Below are 22,720 nucleotides of genomic sequence, written 5' to 3'. Positions count from 1 at the left end.
TGGTGCGGGTCAGGCGATGCAGGTCAAATCGTGGGTTTTCAAGTCAGCTTCGTGAGCGGCCAGAATTTCCGGCAGCGAGCCGCGCAGGTACTCGACCCACGTCCTGATCTTCGCATCCAGGTATTGGCGCGACGGGTAGATGGCGTACAGGTTCAGCTCCTGTGAGCGGTATTCGGGCAAGACCCGAACCAGCGTGCCATCGCGCAGTCCTTCGATGGCCGAGTAAATCGGCAAAATGCCGACACCCATACCGCTGCTGATCGCGGTTTTCATCGCGTCGGCCGAGTTGACCAGAAAAGGCGAGGTGGCGATGGTGACCATCTCCTGACCTTCAGGACCGTCAAATGCCCATTTCTCCAACGGAATCACCGGGCTTACCAGACGCAAGCAGGCATGGTTGAGCAGGTCTTGAGGTTTTTGTGCGACACCGAAGGCTTTGACGTAGGCCGGTGAGGCGCAAACGATGCTGTAGGTGATGCCCAGGCGCTGCGAAACAAAGCCTGAATCCGGCAACTCGCTGGCCAGCACGATGGACACGTCATAGCCCTCGTTGAGCAGATCCGGCACGCGGTTGGCCATGGTCAGGTCGAAGCTCACGTCCGGGTGATGCTTGCGATAGCGGGCGATGGCATCGATCACGTAGTGCTGGCCGACACCGGTCATCGAATGGACCTTCAACTGACCTGCCGGACGCGCGTGCGCATCACTGGCTTCGGCTTCGGCTTCTTCGACGTAGCCGAGGATCTGTTCGCAGCGCAACAAGTAGCGTTTGCCCGCTTCGGTGAGGGCAATGCGCCGCGTGGTGCGGTTGAGCAGGCGGGTTTGCAGGTGAGCTTCAAGGTTGGAGACTGCACGCGATACGTTGGCGGTTGTGGTATCGAGCTGTACTGCGGCGGCAGTAAAGCTGCCCGCTTGCGCCACGCAACTGAAAGCGCGCATGTTTTGCAGGGTATCCATTGGCAGTTCTCTGGTGAGATTGACAAATTGTGACATGAAGTAACAGTTGCATGTGAGCCAGACCAACGGATTATCGCCCGTTCGGTAACAAAGAATCACACTTCCTCCGGCTTATCGCCGCTTTGACCGCCCTCTAGAATTGCTGCCTTCACGCTATTTCACCAAAGTCGGGAATTTGCAGCAGTGCCGCGTCGCATGATCAGAGGGCTGAAGCCCCTTAGTGTTTTTGCTTTATCGCTGGCAATCGGCGGCTGCATCGGAACCGCAGGGATCGCCCCTCAAGGCCAGTCCCTGTCGGCCAACGCCCTGGCTACTGACGAAGCAATCCAGAGTGCCGCCAAAGAAGCGCACTGGCCGGCCGCTCAGTGGTGGCGGGCCTATGGCGATGAGCAACTCGACCGCTGGATCGAGCTGGCCGCGCAAGGCAACCCGAGCCTGGCAATGGCGGCGGCCCGCGTGCGTCAGGCCAAGGCCATGGCCGGTGTCGCCGAGTCCGCTGAGTCGCTGCACGTCAATGGCGACTCCACCCTCAAGCGCCATAACTGGCCTACCGACCAGTTCTACGGCCCCGGCGCACTGTCGAACACCAACACTTGGGACAACAATGCCTCTCTGGGGCTGAGCTATTCCCTCGACTTGTGGGGCCGGGAAAGCAATGCCAGCGAACAGGCGCTGGATCTGGCGCACATGAGTGCCGCCGAAGCGCGCCTGGCGCAGCTCGAACTGCAAAACAACATCATCCGCGCCTATATCCAGCTGTCGTTGAATTACGCCCAGCGCGATATCGTTCAGGCGACGCTGGCCCAGCAGGAGCAGATCCTCGAACTGGCGCAACGACGCCTGAAGGGCGGGATCGGCACCCATTTCGAAGTCAGTCAGGCTGAAACCCCGTTGCCGGAAACCCATCGGCAAGTCGATTCGCTGGACGAGGCCATCGCCCTGAGCCGCAATCAGCTCGCGGCATTGGCAGGCAAAGGGCCGGGGGAGGGCGCACGTTTGCAGCGCCCGACGCTGTCCTTGCTAACTGCGTTGAAGTTACCGTCGGCGCTGCCGGCTGAACTGCTCGGACAGCGTCCGGATGTGGTCGCCAGCCGCTGGCGGGTCGCAGCTCAGGCGCGTGGCATCGACGTCGCGCACGCCGGTTTCTATCCCAATGTCGATCTGGTCGGCAGCCTCGGCTACATGGCGACCGGCGGCACTATGCTGTCGTTTCTGGCTGGCCAGAAATTCAACTATAGCGTCGGTCCGGCGATCACCCTGCCGATCTTCGATGGCGGGCGTTTGCGCTCGGAGCTGGGTGAAGCGGCGGCCGGTTATGACCTGGCCGTTGCGCAATACAACCAGATCTTGATCAATGCGCTGAAAGATATCTCCGACCAATTGATTCGCCGCGCCTCGATGGACAAGCAGCAAACGCTCGCCGCCGAGTCGGTGGCGTCGGCGCAGAGGACCTACGACATCGCGCTGGTTGCCTACAAGCGCGGGCTGACCGATTACCTGAATGTGCTCAATGCCCAGACGTTGTTGTTCCATCAGCAGCAGATTCAACAGCAGGTCCAGGCCGCGCGCCTGACCGCTCATGCCGAGCTGGTGGTCGCACTGGGTGGCGGCTTGTCGGCGGGTGCCGATGCGCCGGCCGAGAGCAAGACCGTGCCGACGAAAACACCGGCAGCGCTTGCGGTGTTTGATCATTGAACGCCTTCGCAGGCAAGCCTGCTCCCACAGAGGTAAGGCGTTCACAGAATCCGGGCTGGATTGAGGGCCTCTTCGCGAATGAATTCGCTCCCACGGGGCCGATGCTCCACTGTGGGAGCGAATTTATTCGCGAAGGCGATCTGGTGGGCACAGGAGCTATGCAATCCATTGTAGGAGCAGGTTTGTCTGCGAAGGCGATCTCTCAGGCGCTGAAGAAATGAGCAGCTTTCTGCGGTGGCTCGACTCACTGGAATGGCGTCGCGAGTTCTTTGCCTGGGCGCGCAGTGATGGTGTGACCTGGATTTACATCTTCAAGGTGCTGATCGCTGCCTTCCTGACCTATTGGGTGGCGCTGCGTCTGGAGTTGCCCCAGCCGCGTACGGCAATGATCACTGTATTCATCGTCATGCAGCCGCAAAGCGGACATGTGTTTGCCAAGAGTTTCTATCGCTTCCTCGGCACCTTGGCCGGTTCGGCAATGATGGTCCTGCTGATGGCCTTGTTCGCCCAGAACACCGAGCTGTTTCTGGGCAGCCTGGCGATCTGGGTCGGTGTCTGTTCGGCCGGTGCGGCGCGTTACCGCAACTTGCGCGCCTATGGTTTTGTCCTCGCCGGCTACACCGCGGCGATGATCGGCTTGCCTGCCTTGGCGCATCCGGAAAGCTCGTTCATGGCTGCGGTGTGGCGGGTGCTGGAGATATCCCTCGGGATTGTCTGCTCGACCGTGATCAGCGCTGCGGTCCTGCCGCAAACCTCCAGTGCCGCCATGCGCAACGCGTTATATCAGCGCTTCGGCGTGTTCGCCCGATTTGTCGCGGATGGCTTGCGCGGCGTCAGTGAGCGGGAGGCCTTCGAGTCCGGCAACATGCGTTTCATCGTCGAGGCCGTGGGGCTGGAAGGGCTGCGCAGCGTCACGGTGTTCGAAGACCCGCACATGCGCCGACGCAATGGCAGGCTCAATCGCCTGAACAGCGAGTTCATGGCCATCACTACCCGCTTCAATGCCCTGCATCAATTGCTTGAACGCCTGCGCGGTCGGGGTTTTACCCAAGTGGTGTCGGTCATCGAACCGGGTCTGACGGCATTGGCTGAACTGCTCGACACCTTCGCCGGACGGGCCTTGACCACTGCCGACGCCGTGTTGCTGGAACAGCGACTGGCCGTCTATAAAGCCGGCTTGCCGGAGCGGGTGCGCAGTCTGCGGGCGGCGTTGCTCGAGACTGATCCGAGCAATGCCGACCTGCTGGATTTCCATACCGCGTATGAACTGCTGTACCGCTTCGTCGACGAGATGCACAACTACGCCCAGACCCACGCGTCATTGGCCGATCACCGTCACGTTCGCGAGCAGTGGGACGAGTCGTTTGTTTCGACGACCAACTGGATGGCGTCTGCGGCATCGGGCATTCGTGCAATGTTCATTGTGGCGGCGCTGGGCACCTATTGGGTGGCCACGGCCTGGCCAAGCGGCGTGACAATGACCCTGGTTGCCGCCGCGACCGTCGCGCTGTCCGGCACGTCGCCTAACCCCAAGCGCATGGCGTTCCAGATGGCTTGCGGCACGATGCTGGGTGCGGTGCTGGGTTTCGTCGAAACGTTCTTCATCTTTCCGTTCATTGACGGCTTTCCCTTGCTCTGTTTGTGCATGGCACCGGTTTTCGTCATCGGTGCTTTCCTGGCCTCACGCCCACAATGGGCCGGATACGGGCTGGGCTTGCTGATATTTTTCAGCATCGGTTCGGTGCCGGACAACCTGACGGTCTACAACCCTTACGTGTTCATCAATGACTACATCGCCATGGTCATCGGGATGCTGGTCTGCGCGGCGGCGGGGGCTATCATTCTGCCGCCCAACGCCCGCTGGTTGTGGCGTCGACTGGAAGATGACCTGCGGCGGCAAGTGGTGTTCGCCGTCAGTGCACCGCTGCGTGGCCTGGGTTCGAGCTTCGAAAGCAGCACCCGCGATTTGCTGCATCAGGCGTACGGCCTGGCGGCCGGTCAGCCGCAGGTGCAACGCAGTCTATTGCGCTGGATGTTCGTGGTGCTGGAAGTCGGTCACGCGATTATCGAGCTGCGCCGCGAGCAGTCGATCCTGCCGGTGCATCCGTGCTATGCCGAGTCGCAGTCCTGGCGTCTGGCGATCCGGGTGATGGGGCGGTCGCTGATCCGCTTATTCCTGCAGCCCAACCAAAGCAACCTGGAACGCAGCCTGATTGCCGTCGACCATGCCATCAGTCGCGTGCAGGGTACCGATGAACCCTTTGCCCGGCATTTCGATACTTCGGCGCTGCGCCGGGTCCAGAGCTATCTGCACTTTATCCGAACTTCATTGCTGGACCCGCAATCACCACTGGCCGCCCACGCTCCCGGGCGTGAGCCGCAAGGACTTCTGCATGCCGCGTGAAATCGCTTTCCATGGCCTTTATATGCCGACCGTGACCGTGATGTTTCTCATCGCGGCGGTGCTTGCCTGGGGGCTCGACCGGATTCTGTCCGGGCTCGACCTGTTCCGTTTTTTCTGGCACCCGGCGCTGCTGCGTCTGAGCCTGTTCAGCTGTATTTTCGGCGCGCTGGCGCTCACTGTTTACCGTTGAGAACCCTAGGATGAAAAAGCTTTTTAGTCTGATCGCCACCTTGTTGGTTCTGGCGCTGGCCATCTGGATTGGTCGCACCCTGTGGGTTCACTACATGGATACGCCGTGGACCCGCGACGGCCGAGTGCGCGCCGATGTGATCAACGTGGCTGCCGACGTGACCGGTACGGTGGTCGACGTGCCGGTGCGCGATAACCAACAGGTGAAAAAGGGTGACCTGCTGATGCAGATCGACCCTGAGCATTACCAGCTCGCCGTCAAGCAGGCCCAGGCGACAGTGGCTTCACGCAAGGCCACGTGGGAGATGCGCAAGCTCAACGCGAACCGCCGCGCCGACATGGATAGCCTGGTGATTTCCCGCGAAAGCCGCGACGACTCCAGCAACATCGCCATGTCCGCCCAGGCCGATTACCAGTTGGCCCAGGCACAACTGGAGGCCGCCGAACTCAATCTCCAACGCACCCGCGTATTGGCCGCGGTGGACGGCTACGTCACCAACCTCAATGTGCATCGCGGCGACTACGCGCGTATCGGCGAAGCGAAAATGGCGGTGGTCGACATGAACTCGTTCTGGGTTTACGGCTTCTTCGAAGAGACCAAACTCCCGCACATTCGCGTCGGTGATCTGGCCGATATGCAGTTGATGAGCGGCGAAGTGCTCAAGGGCCACGTCGAAAGCATCGCCCGCGCCATCTATGACCGTGACAACCCGGAAAGCCGCGAACTGATCGCCGACGTCAACCCGACCTTCAACTGGGTCCGCCTGGCCCAGCGCGTGCCGGTACGCATCCATCTGGACACGGTACCGGACGGCGTGGTGTTGGCGGCGGGGAGTACCTGTACGGTGATTGTGAATCCGCAGGTCAACTGATCATCAGCGGTGCTTGATAGATGTTCGCAGCGGGACGCGTAGTTGCAAGCCTGCTCCCACAGGATTTGTGGGTGGCGCTGGACTTGTGGAGCAGGCTGGCCGCGACCGGCTCGGTGGCGCGGATCACAGGCTTGCGTCCAGGCCAAAACGCTTGCGCAGTTGTTTCTCCAGCAGCCCCTTGGGCAACAGACAGGACATCAATGGCATGGCACGGCTGCCGTTGCCCAGACGCAACAAGCGCGGCGGTTTGTCTTTTTTCACCGCCTTGAGCAGGTCGCGGGCGAAGTCGATGGCAGGGGTCGGGTTGCCTTGCGAGGCTTTGGCCCGTGCGCGAATCGCCCCACGCAACGGCCACCAGGGCGAAGACTCGCCGATCAACTGTTCGGCTTCGCGGGTGGCGTTGTCGGCAAAACTGGAGGCGATGGCGCCGGGCTGGACTTCCATCAGGCCGATGCCGAACGGTGCCAGTTCCAGGCGCAAGGCATCGCTAAGCGCATGCACCGCAGCTTTCGACGCGCAGTACGCGCCCGCGAACGGCGTGACCAGCACTCCCGAAACGCTGCCGATGTTCACCACCAATCCTTTGCTGCGGCGTAACAGCGGGAACAGCGCGCGAGTCACCCCGACCACGGCGAACACATTGGTTTCGAACTGCCGCCGCATGGCCTCCACGCCGCCATCGAGCAGCGGCCCCATGGCACCGTAGCCGGCATTATTGATCAGCAGATCGAGGCCGCCTTGCTGCTCGAGTTGTCCGGCCAATCGCTCAAGGGCTGCGCCATCGTTGACGTCCAGCTCCACAGCGGAAAAACCGGCGGCGTGCAACGCAGCGACGTCTTCGGTTTTGCGGGCAGTGGCCCAGACCTGATAGCCAGCGGCTTTGAAAACATCTGCCAGCGCGCGGCCAATGCCGCTGGAGCAACCAGTGATAAGAGCGATGGGCATATATTTTCCTTAATTGATGACACACCCTAGTCCGAGAAACTGCCTTGTAAGCGCTCGGCACGGAATTCCACGCTTTGCGCACGGTACCCCGGACGCAGTGGCGGCAGCGGTAAGCAGTCTTGCCAATCACCGCCGGCCTGCAACTCGCCAGGGCCGCTATAGCGAGGTGCAGCGTAGACGTTGTCCGCCAGATTGACCGTGTCCCCAGGCCGATAAGCAGCAACGCGCCAACGCAGGGACAGCAGCGGCACATCGTTGCCGTTGTGCAGCTGGATCAGCAACGGGCGATCGGACGGGCATTGTTGGGGCGAATAGCTCAGGCGCAGTTCCAGACGCTCCAGTTGCCGAGTCTCCTGGCTGTCCTGCCACAACACCCACATCGTCACCAGGCCCAAACCCAATACCGCCGCCAACGACACCGACAACGCCTTGGCCGGGTAGCGCAACAGCAGAACCAGCCAAGTAAGAATAAGCAGAATGCCGATCAGCATGGACGAATACCCGGAAAGCACAGATGCAGGCATCGTACAGAAGTGGGAACGGGATTGACTATTGCCGGGCCGGCGTTGAGAACCACGGCGGCGGGCACGCCTGCGAACGGACGTGCCGTTCGGAGGCCCTTTACTCGGCAGGCATCTCTCTGAGGAACACCAATGTGTCGGCCTTCGAGTGTGCGGCGCTGTAGTGGTAACCCTGTTCGTCGAACTGTTTCAGTGCCTCGGGATTGTCGATCTGCTCTTTGATGACGAAGCGGCTCATCATCCCTCGGGCTTTTTTCGCGTAGAAACTGATGATTTTGTACTGGCCGTTCTTCAGATCGCGAAATTCGGTGTTGATGATTCGCGCATTGAGGGCCGAGCGTTTCACCGCCGAGAAGTATTCGGTGGAGGCCAGGTTGAGCAGCACGTCATCGCCCTGGTCGGCCAGTGCCTGATTCAGCCACTCGCTGATTTGCGTGCCCCAGAAGGCGTAGAGATCCTTGCCGCGGGCATTAGCCAGCCGGGTGCCCATTTCCAGCCGGTAGGGTTGCATCAGATCCAGGGGGCGCAGAAGACCGTAAAGCCCGGAGAGCATGCGCAGGTGATCCTGGGCATAGGTGAAATCGGCGTCGGTGAAGTTTTCCGCCTGCAACCCGGTGTACACATCCCCTTTGAACGCCAACAGCGCCTGCTTGGCGTTGTCCGGCGTGAAAGCCGGGGTCCAGCTGCCGAAACGCGCGGCGTTGAGCCCGGAGAGCTTGTCCGACAGGTGCATCAGTTCGCTGATCTGTGCGGGAGTCAATTCACGCAGCTGAACGATCAGTTCCTGAGAATGATCCAGGTACTGCGGCTGGGTGAAGCGCGTTGTCACCGGCGGGGTGTCGAAATCGAGGGTTTTGGCCGGGGAAATCACCATCAGCATAAAATCGTCTCCTTTAATCGTGGGCGCGATTCTAGGGGCTGCGAGGGGAGGACTCCAGCTATTGGCGTTGATAGCGGTTTTCAATGGGGGTTGCGTCAAGCCATTCGCAGGCAAGCCTGCTCCCACGGAGTGTGTGGGAGCAGGCTTGCCTGCGAATTAGACACCACGACTGCTATAGTGCGCCGCGAGGTTTTTCTGGGGATCTGATTGTGCGCATCGTTTTATTCATCTCGGCCTGTCTTTTTTGGCTCAACGCTCAAGCCGCGGTTCCGGTCGATGTCGCCACGCTGGATCGCGGGGTGTGGCCCGAGCAGTTGACCACCCCGGTGTTGTTCGATGTCGCCTCGCGCGCCGAGATCCTGGCTTTTGCCCACGCCTTATTGGCCAGCGAAAGCCTGGATGAAGCGGGCCTCAAAGCGCGGCTTGGGCTGAGGAAGATCAACATCGTTTCATTGAACCTGATCCGCCAGCGCCTGTGGAAGCGCTTGCTGGAGAACTACCAGTTCGCTCAACAAAGCTGTGAGCAGGACGCCTCGTTCTGTGTACTGGTCGAAGACATGCAGATGTTGCGCGAGCAGGCCGCCAAGTTTCAGGTCGCCGACGATTCCTTCTACGCCGCCTGGGCGCAACCGGGCCAGGCGTTTCACGAGCGCTATCTGACCGAACTGCTGCACATGGCAGCCCTGTTTCCGCTAACCAGCAGCGAAATCGAGCGCTATAACTCCGATGAACTGACCGGCGATGAACTCAATGACCGCTCGTTCTTGCTCAGCTTCGACAGTGGCCCGACCGTGGTCGGTGGCACCACGGATTGGCTGACCGACTACCTGCGTCAGCGAAAACTCAACGCTGCGTTTTTTGTCTTGGGCAAAAATCTACAAACGCGCGAAGGGAAAAGTTCGGTGGCCGAGGTGCAGGGTCTCTATAAGCAGCAATGCGTGGGCTTGCAGGGCTGGGAATACCGTTCACACAGCCAGTGGCTCGACTGGCAGAACTCGGTTCAACGCAGCGCCGTGCTGTTGCAACAGGTGCTGCCGGACAACTACGTGCCGTTGTTCCGTCCACCGTATGGTCAACGGCGGGCCGACAGCGCCGAATATTTTCGCGCCCAGGGCCTGAAGGTATCGCTGTGGAATATCGATTCCCAGGATTGGAACCGCAACATCTCCGCGGAACAGGCCGGCCAGCGGGTTTTAACCCTGATGTTGCTGTGGCGGCGCGGGATCATCGTGTTCCATGACATTCACAATAAAGTCGAGACGGCATTGCCCTGGTTGCTCACCAGTACGGCGCAAAGTGGACTGCAATGGCAGGATTGTCACAGCTATCCCTGAAAGGCCCGTGGGGCAAGGGAATGCACGTGTTTGAGGGGCAGCGGGAGGTGAATTTATCGGACAATTCGGGTCAGGCGGACTTCTGACTTTAACGGTGCTTTTCGATGCCGCCAAGCGCTATTCGTCATACTGAAAAATAAACTTCAAAAAAGCGTCAAAGTGCTTTTTTCTGTCATGAGTTTTGCGGTATTACCATTACAGACCGCCGAAACCTGCAACACAGGTGGCGTCATCCCAGACCCACCATGAGCATGTCCCTTCTGCCTCAAGAGGGGTACTCGACGGCCTTTCCGTGGCGCAGAACTGTTGTGGTATTGCGTTGCTTGGCTTCTAAAAAGGTGAGCGAGTATGGATGATCACGGACGCACCCCTTCTTCTAACCAGCCAATCCTTTACGTGCTCGATACCAACGTATTGATCCACGATCCAAACGCATTGCTGAACTTCGAAGAACACCACGTCACCATCCCCATGACCGTCCTTGAAGAGCTGGACAAGCTCAAGGCCGGCAAGCATTCGGTCGCTGCCGAGTGCCGTCAGGCAATTCGTTTGATCGACAAGACACTGGGCGGCGCCACACCCGAGGAAGTTGAACAGGGCGTACCGATCGACCGTGGCACAGGCATCTGCAAAGGCTTCCTGTCGATCCTGATGAACAAGCGGGCCGAGCCCAACAGCTTGTTGCCCGAGCACCTGAACGACAACATCATCATCAACCAACTGATCGACCTGCACGCGCGTGACAAGGAGTTGCGCGTGGTGCTGGTGACCAAAGACATCAATATGCGCCTCAAAGCGCGGGCGTGTGGGATCGCCGCCGAGGATTACAGCACCGACCAACTGGTCGACGACGTTTCCATGTTGTCGCGCGGTTACCACAACATGACCGGCTCCTTCTGGGACCGTGTCAGCAAGGTCGAAACCCGCCAGGACCATGGCCGCACCTGGCATCGCGTGCAGCTCATCGACAACCTGCCGGCGGTGCACATCAATGAATTCATCATTGATGAGCAAGGTTTTGTCGGCTGGATCAAAGGCATCAAGGCCGATGAGCTGCTGATTCTCGACATGCATCAGGAACCCTTGTTGCACCAGGAAGCCTGGGGCCTGAAACCACGGGATATCTATCAGGGCCTGGCGTTGTTCGCCTTGCTCGATCCGGATATCCATCTGGTCAACCTGTCGGGCGCAGCGGGTTCGGGTAAAACCATCCTGGCGTTGGCGGCAGCCATCGAGCAGACCATGGTCAGCAAGCGCTATCGGCGCATCATCGCTACCCGTAGCGTGCAAGGTCTGGATCAGGAAATCGGTTTCCTGCCCGGTACCGAGGCCGAGAAAATGGAACCATGGCTCGGCGCTATCACCGATAACCTGGAAGCGCTGCACATGGATGACGAAAACACCCATGGCAGTGTCGATTACATCCTCAGCAAAGTGCCGTTGCAGTTCAAATCCCTCAACTACATCCGTGGACGCAGTTTCCAGCAAAGCCTGATCCTGATCGATGAATGCCAGAACCTTACGCCGCACCAGATGAAAACCATCATCACCCGTGCCGGTACCGGTTCCAAAGTGGTGTGCCTGGGTAACCTGGCGCAGATCGACACCCCGTACCTGTCGGCCACCAGTTCTGGCCTCACTTACCTGACGGAGCGCTTCAAGGACTTCCCGAATGGCGTGCACATCTCCCTGCAAGGGGTGCCGCGCTCAATCCTGGCTGAATACGCCGAGAGCCATTTGTAACTTTTAGCGGAGGACTCACTGTAGGAGCTGCCGCAGGCTGCGATCGACCGAGAATCGGTCGCAGTCTTTAGATCCTGTGAAGGCCGTTCCGGCCTTATCGCAGCCTTCGGCAGCTCCTACAGTTGGGTGTTTTTGACTCGCGGGTTTACAATCGCCACTCCTGCTCAGGAGTAAGGCTGTGCTGACTCATCTCGATTCCCAAGGTCGCGCCAATATGGTCGACGTCACCGACAAAGACGTGACGTTCCGTGAAGCTGTGGCCCAAGCGTTTGTGCGTATGCGCCCTGAAACCCTGCAAATGATCGTCAGTGGCGGGCATCCCAAAGGGGATGTGTTTGCCGTGGCGCGAATTGCCGGTATCCAGGCGGCGAAAAAAACCTCGGATCTGATTCCGCTGTGCCATCCGTTGATGTTGACCAGCGTCAAGGTCGAGCTGAACGCGGAAGGCGAAGATGCCGTGCGCATCGTCGCCCGTTGCAAGCTGTCCGGGCAGACCGGGGTGGAAATGGAAGCCCTGACTGCCGCCAGTGTCGCCGCGCTGACGATCTATGACATGTGCAAGGCGGTGGATCGCGGCATGACCATCGAAAACGTACGCCTGCTGGAAAAGCTTGGCGGCAAGAGTGGTCACTTCATGGCGGACCAGGAGGAGGGCGCGCAATGACTGTTCAAGTGCTGTATTTCGCCCGGTTTCGCGAAACCCTGGGGCTGGACAGTGAGACGGTGGAAGGGGCTTTCGCCACCGTCGACGCACTGCGCGAGCATCTGGCCTTGCGAGGTGGTGTCTGGGAGGTATTGGCCGAGCAGAACCTGATGTGCGCACGCAATGAAGAGCTGTGCAAGCCAGATGAGCCACTGACAGCAGGTGATGAAGTGGCTTTCTTCCCCCCTGTAACCGGAGGCTGAACATGGCGATTCGGGTGCAAACGGCGGCGTTCGATCCAGGCGTGGAAGTAAATGCCTTGCACGCGGCCAATGTGGGCATTGGGGCGGTGGTCAGCTTCATTGGCTACGTGCGCGACTTCAACGAAGGGCGGGAAGTGGCGGGGATGTTTCTGGAGCATTACCCAGGGATGACCGAAAAGGCCCTTGGCAAGATCGCTGCCGAAGCCGAACAACGCTGGCCCTTGCTCAAACTGGAGGTGCTGCACCGGATCGGCGCTCTGGAGCCAGGTGAGCCGATCGTCTTCGTCGGCGTCGCCAGTGCTCATCGGCAAGCGGCGTTCGATGCCTGCGCGTTCGTGATGGACTACCTGAAAACCCGTGCGCCGTTCTGGAAGAAAGAAAACACCAGCGACGGCCCGCGCTGGGTCGAAGGCCGCGACAGTGATCACGCGGCGGCAGGGCGCTGGATCGACAAGGCCTGACACCGTGCTGGCCCCTTCGCGAACAAGTTCGCTCCACACACCTTCGCCGACCGGCTTGCAGTCGCCAAAACGGCCCGCTGCCAGCCGACTTATTCGTGAAGTATTCGTGAAGTGGCCCTGACTCTGGCGAACGGTCCTTGAGACGTTCGTGCCACTCTTGATAAAGGTCGCGGCCGGTATCGGTCAGGTAGTGAGCAATTTCGTGCATGAGCAAATATCGTAGGACTTTGCTCATGCAGTCCTGGTGTCACTCTCTTGTTGCCCTTCCCCGCGCCAAGCGCCTACAGATGACGCTTCATCAGGGCCAGCCTGCTGATATCTTCGAATGATTCAGAGTCGACAAAGCCGTGGGCAATCTGCGAAATCAGGGGGGGCGCAATGGATAGTACCGCCATGACAGCTATGCTCGCTGCTTGGGTCAGGTCAAAACACTGCAGATGCACGAGCTGAGAACAGGGTTGCGAAAAGCGCAGCTACAAGCGGGTTCCCCCCTGTTCCAGGCCAGCCTATGCCAAGAATGCCATCTGGCATGGGCTTACGCGTTGACTTCCATTCAAAAAAATGAGGCAACAATGAGCGACTTCATGCAGTGGGCCATGACGGGAATCGAACACAACTCCAAAGCGCTGGCCAAAGCAGCCCTGATCGGCGGGGTCGCTTGGGTCATTGAAGTGTGTCGTCCAGCCGCGACTGATCCAGGTCTTAGTGGAAGGTGGCATAACTTCAGGATTTTCATTTATTTGTTAGTTGGACTAGCCATCACCGCACCTTTTATGGATTGGTGCGCCCGACTGCTGCCAACGATATCGTTAATTGAACGCGTTCTACCTGACTGGAAGAGAGACGGCATAGTGGGCGCCGTCGTTGGCACTGCGATATACGCTCTAATATGGGACTTCTTCCAATATTGGACGCATCGATTTGAGCATAAATTTTCAGCGCTCTGGGTATTTCATAGGGTTCACCATAGCGACACGGAAGTGAACTCCTCAACCGCGCTTCGACAGAGTGTGGGGTCTGTGCTGATCAGCTTTTTATTTACTCATATCCCAACCACAATACTATGCGGAGGGAATATGATCCCATACTTAGGGTTGACCTTACTTTTCAATGGCTGGGGTTGTTTCACGCATACCAATAGCCGTATTTCGCTAGGCCCCATGACGTGGGTACTTTCAGGCCCACAATGGCACCGATTGCATCACGCAAAAGATAGCCGATATCACGGCTATAATTTTGCCGCTTTTTTTCCTTTTCTGGACCTGATATTTGGAACGCTGAAAGTCCCCGAAAAAGATGAATGGGTAGAAACAGGTATTGAGAACGACACCTTGCCACGGACACCCTTTACACAAGCGTTCTTTCCATGGCGAAACGAACTGCCGGCCACTTCAAACACCGCTCACCCATGTAACCCTGCAGCGCTTCAAAGCGGCTCGGTCGGCGATGATCCCACGTCGGATTGAAAGAGCAGTTGGTCCAGTTGCTGGAGAGCGTTCGAGGGTTGCTGATTCGCTGTTGCAAAGAGATCGCCCCCTTCAGGCAAGCAGCTCCTTGGGCTATGAGTGGACGCTACATTTGCCGCGGCCCGCTGGAGCGCGCTTGCCCGCGAAGCGGTCCCAAAAATACGGAGCTGTCTGATGCGAATTCGGCGGCGATTGAAACCTGTGGGCAGGCTTGCCTGGGAAGCCCCTTCGACCCAGACTCGAGCAGCCTTCGCCCCGATGAAAAATCAGAGCGAATATCTGGTCAAAGGTCGCGTTATGGCTTGTCCACAACCATAGAATCTCCCACAGAGTTTCAGTCAGCTCAGGATTTGTGCCAGACACAAATCCTGTGGGAGCGGCTCCCACAAAATATCGTTCCACACCTAGACGTTGTTGACGTTATGTACAATAAAGTCCAGCATGGACTTATAAGTACAATAACTGTCGAGGCGTTCTTGATGACCGGTCCTCCTGCTTCTCTCCTTTCTTCTGTCTTTCAACATTTCCAGAATTCCTCATTTGGCATGTGCCGGGTGGGGCCTGATAACGAGCGGGAGTCATAGCATGAAAAAACTTACCTTGATAAGCGGTCTGGCTCTGGGCCTTTTGGCTTGCAGCAGTTTGTTCGCGGCAGAAAAAACCTTGCGTATCGGCATTGAGGCCGCTTACCCACCGTTTGCCTTCAAGACTCCGGAAGGCACTATCAGCGGCTTCGATTACGACATCGGCAATGCGTTGTGCGCGCAGATGAAGGTCAAGTGCGATTGGACCGAACAGGAATTCGATGGCCTGATTCCGTCACTGAAAGTGAAGAAAATCGATGCGGCCTTGTCCTCGATCACCATCACCGCCGAGCGCAAAAACTCAGTCGATTTCACCCACAAGTACTACTTCACCTCGTCCCGTTTTGTGATGAAGGAAGGCTCAGTGATCGATGACAACTACGCGAACCTCAAAGGCAAGCACATTGGCGTGCAACGGGCGACGACCACAGACCGCTTTGCCACGGAAGTGCTCGCGCCGAAGGGTGTTGACGTGGTGCGCTACACCAGCAACGAAGAGATTTACATGGACCTCAAGTCCGGTCGTCTCGATGGCATGTTCGCCGACACCATCCCGCTGGAACAGGGCTTTTTGCTGACACCGAACGGTAAGGGGTACGCCTTTGTCGGTCCTGAATTGAAGGACCCGAAATACGTCGGTGAAGGCGCAGGTATCGCGGTACGCAAGGGTAATACCGAGCTGGTCAGCCAGTTGAACCAGGCCATCGATGCGATACGTGCCAACGGTGAGTACCAGAAGATCGAGTCCAAGTACTTCAAGTCCGATATCTACGGCGACTGATCACCGCATGCGGGCGCAGTGCCAAGGTATTGCGCCCGCTTCAGGCTTTAAGCTCCTTGAGGTGTTTGTACACCGTCGCCCGGCCCATATTCAGCACGTTCGCCACGTAATTGGCTGCGCTCTTGCCACGGAACGCGCCTTCGGCGTGCAGGGCCAGCACCAGTTCGCGTTTGTGTTCACGGGTCAGCAGGTTGAGACCCAGTTGGCGCTGACGCAGCCAGCTATGCAGGAAGGTATTGATCCGCTCCTGCCAATCATCGCGAAACAACGCATCCGGTTGCGGAATCAGTTTGCTCGGCGAGAGAAACAGATCCAGCGCGGCCTTAGCGTTTTCGAACAGCGAAATATTCAGATTGATGCAGAGCACGGCCATGGGCACGCCTTGGGCGTCGCGCAGTACGGAGCTGAGCGAACGGATCTTCTGACCATCCCAATTGAGCTTCTCGTAAGGGCCGATATTGCGTTCGCTGACCTCTTCACTGAGCAAGTCTTCCAGGGCGGCGTCGTCACCGATTTCGCGCTTGGAAATATTGTTGGCGATGTAGGCGACCTTTTGCGTGCGCAAATCATGCAGGACCACTTCGGCGTGGGGGAACAGCAACGTCGCGATGGCATCGGCGATGGCCTGGTAATTGTCCATCTGAGAGCTCTCCAGCGCTGAGGCTTTCAGGACAGCGGGGTGTCGGGGTGGCGTCATGGGGCATTTCTCCGGGCGACTTCAGCACCCCGTAACACAGGGCGCTGCGAGTGTGCCGCAAACCATACCGGTCGTCACCCGTCAGCCTTGGGTGGCGACCGGCGCTGGTCAGCGAAGGCGGGCCGGGGACAGCATCTGGGCTGTGAGACCGAATTGCTTGAGGTGTTCCGGCAAATCCTGACCTTGGGCCAGCGCCGCACTGGCCTGGCCCATGGCGGCAGAGGTCTGAATGCCGTAGCCGCCTTGCGCTGCCACCCAGAATAATCCCGGCACCTGCGGATCGAAGCCTGCCACCAGGTCTCCATCGCTGACAAAACTGCGCAGCCCGGCCCAGGTACGGGTCGGTCGGCGAATGGTCAAGGTGGTGGCTTCCTCGATCTGATAGATACCCATGGCGATATCCAGCTCTTCGGGCTGTACGTCATGGGGCGCTACCGGATCGGCGTTGGCCGGTGAGCCGAGGAACATCCCCGCGTCCGGTTTCATGTAGAACGACTCATCGAGGCTGACCAGCATCGGCCAGGCATGAATGTCCAGTCCTTCAGGGGGCGCAAAGATAAAGGCCGCGCGGCGCTTGGGTTGCAGGCCCAAAGGCGCCGCGCCCGCCATCTCGCCCAGCGTGTCGGCCCAGGCGCCGGCGGCGTTGATCACCACGGCGGCGCTATATAAGTTCTCTGCGGTGTGGACGTGCCAGAGGCCCTGTGGGTCCTGTTCCAGGCGTAGCACTTCGCTGTCGGTAAGGATCTGGCCCTGATTGCGCCGAATACCGCGCAGGTAGCCCTGGTGCAGCGCATCAGTGTCGATATCGCTGGCGCTGGGGTCATAAATGGCGCTATGGACCCGTTCCGGGCGCAGGATCGGCAACCGTGCACAGGCTTGTTCGGCGCTGAGCAACTGCATCTCTGGCACGCTGGCCTTGGCGCTCAGGTACTGACGTTGCAGCTCCTCGGGGTCGCCGGTGAAGTCCACGGTCATTTCCCCGCGCGGTGTCAGCAGCGGATGCTCGGCGAAACCGGGTGGCGGCGCATCGAGAAAGTCGCGGCTGGCCAGGGTCAAGGCGCGGACCTGTGCTGTGCCATAGGCCGCGGTGTACAAGGCCGCCGAGCGGCCGGTGGAGTGATAGGCCGGGTGTGATTCGCGTTCCAGCACAATCACTCGGGCGTGTTGCGACAGCCAATAGCCGGTGGAAGCACCGGCGATACCGCCGCCGATGATGATGAAGTCTACCTGGTTCATAGAGGTCTCCTGATGGCCTGAGATTAACCGGCTTGCTGCAGATGATAGAGCGCGTTGGCCAGAGCGATGTCTTCGAGCCCCAGACCGATGGAGCGGAAGAACACGTGACGGTGATAATCCGGGCGCGGTGTCTGTCCGCTGAGCAACTCGGCGAGATCGCCACGGATAGCGGTTGGCGTCCAGTCGTGTTGTTCGCTGGCGATCAGCATTTCCCCGGCAGAGCCTGGGGTGGTCACGCGGTAGTCGCAGTAAACCGCCATCTCATTGAGCGTCTCGGGCGGTACTTCATGGGCGCGCGGGGCATTGGTGCTGATCGAGGTGATCAACGCCGGTTTGCCTAGACTGCGTGGATCGAGCACTGGAGAAGCGCAAGAGGTGCACAGCATGATGACGTCGGCATCGGCAACGGCCTCCTCACGGCTGGCGGCGATGTGCAGGCGCGGGTCCAGCGCGGTCAGGTTGGTGCGCACCTGCGGGCTTTTCCCCGCCAGGTTCGGTGAGTACAGGCTGATGCTTTGCCAGTCGCGCAGGTGTTTCACGTAATGCAGGTGGGCCTGGGCAATCGGGCCGCTGCCGATGATGGCCAGCCGTTTGGCCTGGGGCGAGGCGAGTGCGTCCACGGCAACGGCGGTGGTGGCGGCGGTGCGTGCGGTGGTCAGTTCACCGGCATCGCACAGCAGCAGCGGTTGGCCGCTGTCCATCGACATCAACAAAGTCCAGGCGGTGACCAGAGCACCTTCGGCGCGTGCGATATAGGGCGATGTCTTGACCCCGTAAACGCGATCCTCAGCCAGCACACCAAGGTAGTTGATGAAGTCCCCGGCGCCATGGGGAAACTCGACCAGCTGTTGTGCGGGTTGCACGGCATTGCCGGCTGCCAGGTCAAGGAACAGTTTGCGCAGGATCTGCGGCACATCGAGACCTTCGAGTAGCTGATGGGCTTGCGGCGCGGTAATGACAAAAGGCATGGACATGCGGAGGCTCCGATTAAACTATTTTGTCTATTATGGACTTTTAGTTTATTTCGGCAACCCTTGGCGCACCGCGTCAAGCAATTCGCAGGCAAGCCTGCTCCCACGGATTTCGCGGTGTGCGCATAATTTGTGGGACAAACAGGCAAAAAAAAACGCATCTCCGAAACCGGGATGCGCTTTTTTTCACGATGCTGCGGTTTTTTACTGAGGCTGAGCGCTCTTGCGCACCACCGGTTTCAACAACTCGGTCGGCGGTGTTTCGCAGCTGATCTTGCGCCCCAGCAGCGCTTCGATCGAAGGCAGCTGATACGAGTCATCTTCACCGGCAAAGCTGATCGACACACCGCTGGCGCCCGCACGACCGGTGCGGCCGATGCGGTGCACATAATCGTCCGGCACTTCCGGCAGGGTGAAGTTGATCACGTGGCTGATGCCATCGATGTGAATCCCGCGGCCTGCCACATCAGTGGCCACCAACACGCGGATCTTGCCTTCGCGGAAGCCTTCGAGGGTCTTGATGCGTTTGTGCTGCGGCACATCGCCGGACAACTGTGCGGCATTCACGCCATCACGTACCAGGCGTTCTTCGATACGTCGCACTTCATCCTTGCGGTTGGCGAAGACCATCACCCGTTCCCAGTTGTTCTCGGTCACCAGGTTGTAGAGCAGCTTGTATTTATCGGCGGCGGCCACGGCATAGATATGCTGTTCGACCATTTCGCTGGCAACGTTCAAGGCTTCGATCTCGACGATGGACGGGTCCGTGGTCCACTGCTTGGCGAGGTTCATCACGTCTTCGGTGAAGGTCGCGGAGAACAACAGGGTCTGGCGTTCGCCCTTGTGCGGAGTCTGGCGGATGATCTGCCGAACCTGCGGGATGAAGCCCATGTCGAGCATGCGATCGGCTTCGTCCAGCACCATCACTTCGACCATGTCCAGATGCACTTCGCCGCGCTGGTTGAAGTCCAGCAAACGACCCGGTGTGGCGACCAGAATGTCGCAGTGGCGCGCTTCCAGCTGCTTGAGCTGTTTGTCGAAGTCCATCCCGCCGACGAACGTCATGACGTTGAGGTCGGTGTATTTGGTCAGGGTCGCCGCATCCTTGGCAATCTGCACCACCAGTTCACGGGTCGGGGCGATGATCAGCGCACGCGGTTCACCCATGTAGCGCTCTTTGGGCGGCGGGGTCTGCTGCAGTTGCGTGATGATCGAAATCAGGAACGCGGCAGTTTTACCGGTACCGGTCTGAGCGCGGCCGATGGCGTCTTTGCCCGCAAGGGTGAAGCCCAGTACTTCGGCCTGGATCGGCGTGCAGTACGGGAAGCCCAGGTCGTGGATGGCATGCATCAGTTCTGGCGACAGGTTGAAGTCGTGAAAGCGGGTTTTGCCTTCTTGTGGCTCGACGACAAAGTCTTCGGGCTTCCAGGTACTGACCGGCGGTTTTGGCGCGCGTTCACGACGAGGCCGTTCGGCTTTAGCGGGTTGGAGGTCGTGCTGTTCGACTTTCGGCGATTCGACGTGCGTGTTCTGACCCTGGGCAGGCATGCTGCCAGGTGCCGGATTCTGTGCGTTGCGTAGCCGTTTGTCGCCTTCGGAAGAGCCGATGGCAACAGGCAAAGGTGCAATGGGACTGGGCGCGAGCTGCTCAGCCTCGCTTTTACCAAACATTTTTTTGAGTGCTTTGAGCACGGTCATCTCGTCAATTGATTAAGGAATGTACGCCGGGCAGTGTAAAGCAAGAACCCGGCGCGGCGTAGTGCCATGCCAAAAGCGCTACAGGAAGTGTCAAATCAGGGCTTTTCAGCGCGGTTGCAGGGTATCTCCAACAGCCATGTCAAAACTATCAACGCAGCTTTTGCGCCAACCAGACACCAATATCGGAAATTTCCTGCGGTAACACTTCGTGGCCCATTGGGTATTCCTGCCATGTTGCGGTTACGCCCAAGGCCTTGAGGTACTCATAGGCGGTGCGTCCCATGGCGTTCTGTACCACGTCGTCATAGTGGCCATGCAAGCAATACACCGGGATACGTTGTTGGCTCGCCGAAAGGCTCAGTTCGTCACTGAAGGTCGGTGCGTAAGTGGAGAGTGCAAGCACGCCACCCAAGGGGCCCTGCCAACGCAGGAACGCAGTATGCAATACCACCGCGCCACCTTGGGAAAAGCCTGCCAGGAAGATCCGTGCGGGGTCGATGCCGCTGTTGCGTTGCGCTTCGATCAGGTCCATCAGTTTCTGCGCTGAAGACTCAAGCTGCTCGCGATCAATGGCCCGGGCCGGACTCATGGCCAGAATGTCGTACCAGCTGGGCATCTCGTAGCCACCATTGATGGTGACTGCGCGGGTCGGCGCCTGGGGTAAAACGAAGCGTGTCGTCAGCAAGGTTTCTTGCAACGCTTCGGCCACTGGCAGGAAGTCGTAGCGGTCGGCTCCCAAGCCATGCAGCCAGATGACGCAGGCATCGGCGGTCTTGACGGGTTGGAGGATCAAAGTGTCGCTCATGGCTGCTCCATTAGTGTGCGTGCGCTCCTTCGCTGTGCGTTAGCGCCGGACGCATTCAAAAAATCAGTTAACAATATGTCGCAAGGTTACAAGTTTTGGGCTTGACCTGTCGCTAATTCGACTTTGCCAGCATGCTGGTACGGGCTTTGCTATGGAACCCTCGGAGTGAATGCGCTCACCCTCGGCGGTAACACTATCAGGAGACTGATGGCAGCAGGGGGACAGTGAATCCATGCATCAGGATTCTGCGTACGGTCCGTTCTGTACCGGATTGGTTCAGCGGACATCATGGGGCTTCAGTCCATTCGACCGATTGACGAGCTATGGTGATTGGGTGTCGGGTACATCTCGCACCAGATCCTTAGCTCAGGTCTTACGTCGCATGACCCAAAAATAAGCCAGCACGGGTCAATAATGCCTCACAAGGGTGCGACGGGACTCAAGCTCCTAAACAACAAAGAGCAAACTGGAGGTTTGAATGAAGATGTTGAAATCCACCCTGGCAGTACTGACGGCGGCTACGGTTCTCGGTGTTAGCAGTTTCGCTCAGGCGGGTGCCACCCTTGATGCTATCCAAAAAAAGGGTTTTATTCAGTGCGGCGTCAGTGATGGCCTGCCAGGTTTTTCGGTTCCTGATGCCAAAGGCACTATCCAGGGTATCGACGCCGACGTTTGCCGTGCAGTCGCTGCTGCAGTATTCGGTGACGCGACCAAGGTCAAGTTCAGCCAGTTGAACGCCAAAGAGCGTTTCACTGCCCTGCAATCGGGTGAAATCGACATTCTGTCGCGTAACACCACCTGGACCAGCTCCCGTGACGCAGGCATGGGCCTGAAGTTTCCTGGCTTCGTGACCTACTACGACGGCGTGGGCTTCCTGGCCAACACTAAACTGGGCGTGAAAAGTGCCAAGGAACTGGACGGCGCAACCATCTGTATTCAAGCCGGTACCACGACCGAGCTGAACGTTTCCGACTTCTTCCGCGCCAACAACCTGAAGTACACCCCGATCACGTTCGACACCTCTGACGAAAGCGCCAAGTCACTGGAAAGCGGTCGTTGCGACGTGTTGACCTCCGACAAATCGCAGCTGTACGCACAGCGCAGCAAACTGGCCTCGCCAAAAGACTACGTTGTACTGCCAGAAACCATCTCCAAAGAACCTTTGGGGCCGGTTGTACGTAACGGCGACGACGAGTGGCTGGCTATCGTGCGTTGGGTTGGCTACGCCCTGCTCAACACTGAAGAAGCTGGTATCACTTCGAAGAACGTGGTCGAAGAAGCCAAGTCCACCAAAAACCCGGACGTGGCTCGTCTGTTGGGTGGTGACGGTGAATACGGCAAAGACTTGAAACTGCCGAAAGATTGGGTCGTCAAGATCGTTTCGCAAGTGGGCAACTACGGCGAGATCTTCGAGAAAAACCTTGGCAAGAATACCCCTCTGGCCATCGACCGTGGCATGAACGCTCTGTGGACCAACGGCGGCATTCAATACGCCCCTCCAGTGCGCTGATAGGCCCTGCGCTCGGTAACCTTTAACGGTTATCGAGCGCTGTTCTGTTCCAATTTTCATGGGGC

The 22,720-nt window shown here is 58.8% G+C and carries 20 protein-coding genes and 1 pseudogene; 12 read left to right on the top strand and 9 right to left on the bottom strand.

Going from position 1 to position 22,720, the window contains the following annotated elements; genetic code table 11:
* Positions 1-9: 9 nt before the first annotated feature.
* Positions 10-957 carry a LysR family transcriptional regulator gene (locus AC1MEE_RS20475; protein ID WP_480411386.1) on the bottom strand — a complete coding sequence of 316 codons (948 nt, stop codon included), beginning with the start codon at positions 955-957 and terminating at the stop codon, positions 10-12.
* A 183-nt stretch (positions 958-1,140) separates the two neighbouring features.
* On the opposite strand from AC1MEE_RS20475, the gene AC1MEE_RS20470 reads away from it, so the two are divergent.
* The 4 genes from AC1MEE_RS20470 (at position 1,141) to AC1MEE_RS20455 (ending at position 6,117) form a co-directional block, all read left to right on the top strand.
* On the top strand, positions 1,141-2,652 hold the full coding sequence (locus AC1MEE_RS20470) for an efflux transporter outer membrane subunit (RefSeq protein WP_480411385.1): 1,512 nt from the start codon (positions 1,141-1,143) through the stop codon (positions 2,650-2,652).
* A 217-nt stretch (positions 2,653-2,869) separates the two neighbouring features.
* Complete coding sequence (locus AC1MEE_RS20465) at positions 2,870-5,056, top strand: FUSC family protein (protein WP_480411384.1); 2,187 nt, start codon at positions 2,870-2,872, stop codon at positions 5,054-5,056.
* Positions 5,046-5,246, top strand: a complete 201-nt coding sequence (locus AC1MEE_RS20460) for a DUF1656 domain-containing protein (RefSeq protein WP_480411383.1) — start codon at positions 5,046-5,048, stop codon at positions 5,244-5,246. Before AC1MEE_RS20465 ends, AC1MEE_RS20460 begins: the two co-directional genes overlap by 11 nt.
* 10 nt (positions 5,247-5,256) lie before the next feature.
* A complete protein-coding gene (locus AC1MEE_RS20455; protein WP_480411382.1) occupies positions 5,257-6,117 on the top strand; it encodes an efflux RND transporter periplasmic adaptor subunit in 861 nt (286 codons plus the stop codon).
* 123 nt (positions 6,118-6,240) lie between these two features.
* Here the strand turns inward: AC1MEE_RS20455 and AC1MEE_RS20450 are convergent, their stop codons facing one another.
* The 3 genes from AC1MEE_RS20450 to yaaA all read right to left on the bottom strand — a co-directional run bounded on the left by AC1MEE_RS20450 (position 6,241) and on the right by yaaA (position 8,463).
* Complete coding sequence (locus tag AC1MEE_RS20450; RefSeq protein ID WP_480411381.1) at positions 6,241-7,062, bottom strand: SDR family oxidoreductase; 822 nt, start codon at positions 7,060-7,062, stop codon at positions 6,241-6,243.
* A gap of 26 nt (positions 7,063-7,088) precedes the next feature.
* Positions 7,089-7,553, bottom strand: coding sequence for a multidrug transporter (locus AC1MEE_RS20445; protein WP_480411380.1), 465 nt, complete (start codon positions 7,551-7,553; stop codon positions 7,089-7,091).
* Between the two features lie 130 nt (positions 7,554-7,683).
* Complete coding sequence (gene yaaA, locus AC1MEE_RS20440; RefSeq protein WP_480411379.1) at positions 7,684-8,463, bottom strand: peroxide stress protein YaaA; 780 nt, start codon at positions 8,461-8,463, stop codon at positions 7,684-7,686.
* Positions 8,464-8,672: 209 nt separating this feature from the next.
* Here yaaA and AC1MEE_RS20435 point away from each other — a divergent pair.
* The 7 genes and pseudogenes from AC1MEE_RS20435 (at position 8,673) to AC1MEE_RS20405 (ending at position 15,738) form a co-directional block, all read left to right on the top strand.
* Positions 8,673-9,831: pseudogene (locus AC1MEE_RS20435) on the top strand (polysaccharide deacetylase family protein).
* Between the two features lie 314 nt (positions 9,832-10,145).
* Positions 10,146-11,540 (top strand): PhoH family protein, encoded by a 1,395-nt coding sequence (locus AC1MEE_RS20430; protein WP_480411378.1) that lies wholly within the window; start codon positions 10,146-10,148, stop codon positions 11,538-11,540.
* A gap of 178 nt (positions 11,541-11,718) precedes the next feature.
* Positions 11,719-12,204, top strand: a complete 486-nt coding sequence (gene moaC, locus AC1MEE_RS20425; protein ID WP_480411377.1) for a cyclic pyranopterin monophosphate synthase MoaC — start codon at positions 11,719-11,721, stop codon at positions 12,202-12,204.
* Positions 12,201-12,446 carry a molybdopterin converting factor subunit 1 gene (moaD, locus tag AC1MEE_RS20420; RefSeq protein ID WP_480411376.1) on the top strand — a complete coding sequence of 82 codons (246 nt, stop codon included), beginning with the start codon at positions 12,201-12,203 and terminating at the stop codon, positions 12,444-12,446. Before moaC ends, moaD begins: the two co-directional genes overlap by 4 nt.
* Positions 12,447-12,448: 2 nt before the next feature.
* Entirely contained in the window at positions 12,449-12,907 is a 459-nt protein-coding gene (gene moaE, locus AC1MEE_RS20415; protein ID WP_480411375.1) for a molybdopterin synthase catalytic subunit MoaE, read from the top strand.
* 572 nt (positions 12,908-13,479) lie between these two features.
* Positions 13,480-14,373 (top strand): sterol desaturase family protein, encoded by an 894-nt coding sequence (locus tag AC1MEE_RS20410; RefSeq protein ID WP_480411374.1) that lies wholly within the window; start codon positions 13,480-13,482, stop codon positions 14,371-14,373.
* Positions 14,374-14,958: 585 nt separating this feature from the next.
* Entirely contained in the window at positions 14,959-15,738 is a 780-nt protein-coding gene (locus tag AC1MEE_RS20405; protein ID WP_480411373.1) for an ABC transporter substrate-binding protein, read from the top strand.
* A 40-nt stretch (positions 15,739-15,778) separates the two neighbouring features.
* Here AC1MEE_RS20405 and AC1MEE_RS20400 read toward each other — a convergent pair whose 3' ends face one another.
* The 5 genes from AC1MEE_RS20400 to AC1MEE_RS20380 all read right to left on the bottom strand — a co-directional run bounded on the left by AC1MEE_RS20400 (position 15,779) and on the right by AC1MEE_RS20380 (position 21,145).
* The gene (locus tag AC1MEE_RS20400; protein ID WP_480411372.1) at positions 15,779-16,378 is read right to left on the bottom strand and encodes a helix-turn-helix transcriptional regulator; all 600 of its coding nucleotides are present in this window, start codon (positions 16,376-16,378) and stop codon (positions 15,779-15,781) included.
* A gap of 165 nt (positions 16,379-16,543) precedes the next feature.
* A complete protein-coding gene (locus tag AC1MEE_RS20395) occupies positions 16,544-17,671 on the bottom strand; it encodes an NAD(P)/FAD-dependent oxidoreductase (protein ID WP_480411371.1) in 1,128 nt (375 codons plus the stop codon).
* 23 nt (positions 17,672-17,694) lie between these two features.
* The gene (locus tag AC1MEE_RS20390) at positions 17,695-18,645 is read right to left on the bottom strand and encodes an ornithine cyclodeaminase family protein (protein ID WP_480411370.1); all 951 of its coding nucleotides are present in this window, start codon (positions 18,643-18,645) and stop codon (positions 17,695-17,697) included.
* 201 nt (positions 18,646-18,846) lie between these two features.
* Positions 18,847-20,340 carry an ATP-dependent RNA helicase RhlB gene (rhlB, locus tag AC1MEE_RS20385; protein WP_480411369.1) on the bottom strand — a complete coding sequence of 498 codons (1,494 nt, stop codon included), beginning with the start codon at positions 20,338-20,340 and terminating at the stop codon, positions 18,847-18,849.
* Positions 20,341-20,488: 148 nt separating this feature from the next.
* A complete protein-coding gene (locus AC1MEE_RS20380; RefSeq protein WP_480411368.1) occupies positions 20,489-21,145 on the bottom strand; it encodes an alpha/beta hydrolase in 657 nt (218 codons plus the stop codon).
* A gap of 478 nt (positions 21,146-21,623) precedes the next feature.
* On the opposite strand from AC1MEE_RS20380, the gene AC1MEE_RS20375 reads away from it, so the two are divergent.
* On the top strand, positions 21,624-22,655 hold the full coding sequence (locus AC1MEE_RS20375) for an amino acid ABC transporter substrate-binding protein (RefSeq protein ID WP_480411367.1): 1,032 nt from the start codon (positions 21,624-21,626) through the stop codon (positions 22,653-22,655).
* The last annotated feature ends 65 nt before the right edge of the window (positions 22,656-22,720 follow it).

The sequence above is a fragment of the Pseudomonas sp. ASL3 genome (genome assembly GCF_056680425.1).
This window is presented reverse-complemented; position numbering and strand designations above follow the sequence as displayed.

Bases quoted from the DNA above. Each gene is read 5' to 3' on its own strand.
- AC1MEE_RS20475 (WP_480411386.1), bottom strand. From the start codon at position 957: ATGGATACCCTGCAAAACATGCGCGCTTTCAGTTGCGTGGCGCAAGCG.
- AC1MEE_RS20465 (WP_480411384.1), top strand. From the start codon at position 2,870: ATGAGCAGCTTTCTGCGGTGGCTCGACTCACTGGAATGGCGTCGCGAG.
- AC1MEE_RS20460 (WP_480411383.1), top strand. From the start codon at position 5,046: ATGCCGCGTGAAATCGCTTTCCATGGCCTTTATATGCCGACCGTGACC.
- AC1MEE_RS20455 (WP_480411382.1), top strand. From the start codon at position 5,257: ATGAAAAAGCTTTTTAGTCTGATCGCCACCTTGTTGGTTCTGGCGCTG.
- AC1MEE_RS20450 (WP_480411381.1), bottom strand. From the start codon at position 7,062: ATGCCCATCGCTCTTATCACTGGTTGCTCCAGCGGCATTGGCCGCGCG.
- AC1MEE_RS20445 (WP_480411380.1), bottom strand. From the start codon at position 7,553: ATGCTGATCGGCATTCTGCTTATTCTTACTTGGCTGGTTCTGCTGTTG.
- yaaA (WP_480411379.1), bottom strand. From the start codon at position 8,463: ATGCTGATGGTGATTTCCCCGGCCAAAACCCTCGATTTCGACACCCCG.
- AC1MEE_RS20430 (WP_480411378.1), top strand. From the start codon at position 10,146: ATGGATGATCACGGACGCACCCCTTCTTCTAACCAGCCAATCCTTTAC.
- moaD (WP_480411376.1), top strand. From the start codon at position 12,201: ATGACTGTTCAAGTGCTGTATTTCGCCCGGTTTCGCGAAACCCTGGGG.
- moaE (WP_480411375.1), top strand. From the start codon at position 12,449: ATGGCGATTCGGGTGCAAACGGCGGCGTTCGATCCAGGCGTGGAAGTA.
- AC1MEE_RS20410 (WP_480411374.1), top strand. From the start codon at position 13,480: ATGAGCGACTTCATGCAGTGGGCCATGACGGGAATCGAACACAACTCC.
- AC1MEE_RS20405 (WP_480411373.1), top strand. From the start codon at position 14,959: ATGAAAAAACTTACCTTGATAAGCGGTCTGGCTCTGGGCCTTTTGGCT.
- AC1MEE_RS20400 (WP_480411372.1), bottom strand. From the start codon at position 16,378: ATGGACAATTACCAGGCCATCGCCGATGCCATCGCGACGTTGCTGTTC.
- AC1MEE_RS20395 (WP_480411371.1), bottom strand. From the start codon at position 17,671: ATGAACCAGGTAGACTTCATCATCATCGGCGGCGGTATCGCCGGTGCT.
- AC1MEE_RS20390 (WP_480411370.1), bottom strand. From the start codon at position 18,645: ATGTCCATGCCTTTTGTCATTACCGCGCCGCAAGCCCATCAGCTACTC.
- rhlB (WP_480411369.1), bottom strand. From the start codon at position 20,340: ATGACCGTGCTCAAAGCACTCAAAAAAATGTTTGGTAAAAGCGAGGCT.
- AC1MEE_RS20380 (WP_480411368.1), bottom strand. From the start codon at position 21,145: ATGAGCGACACTTTGATCCTCCAACCCGTCAAGACCGCCGATGCCTGC.
- AC1MEE_RS20375 (WP_480411367.1), top strand. From the start codon at position 21,624: ATGAAGATGTTGAAATCCACCCTGGCAGTACTGACGGCGGCTACGGTT.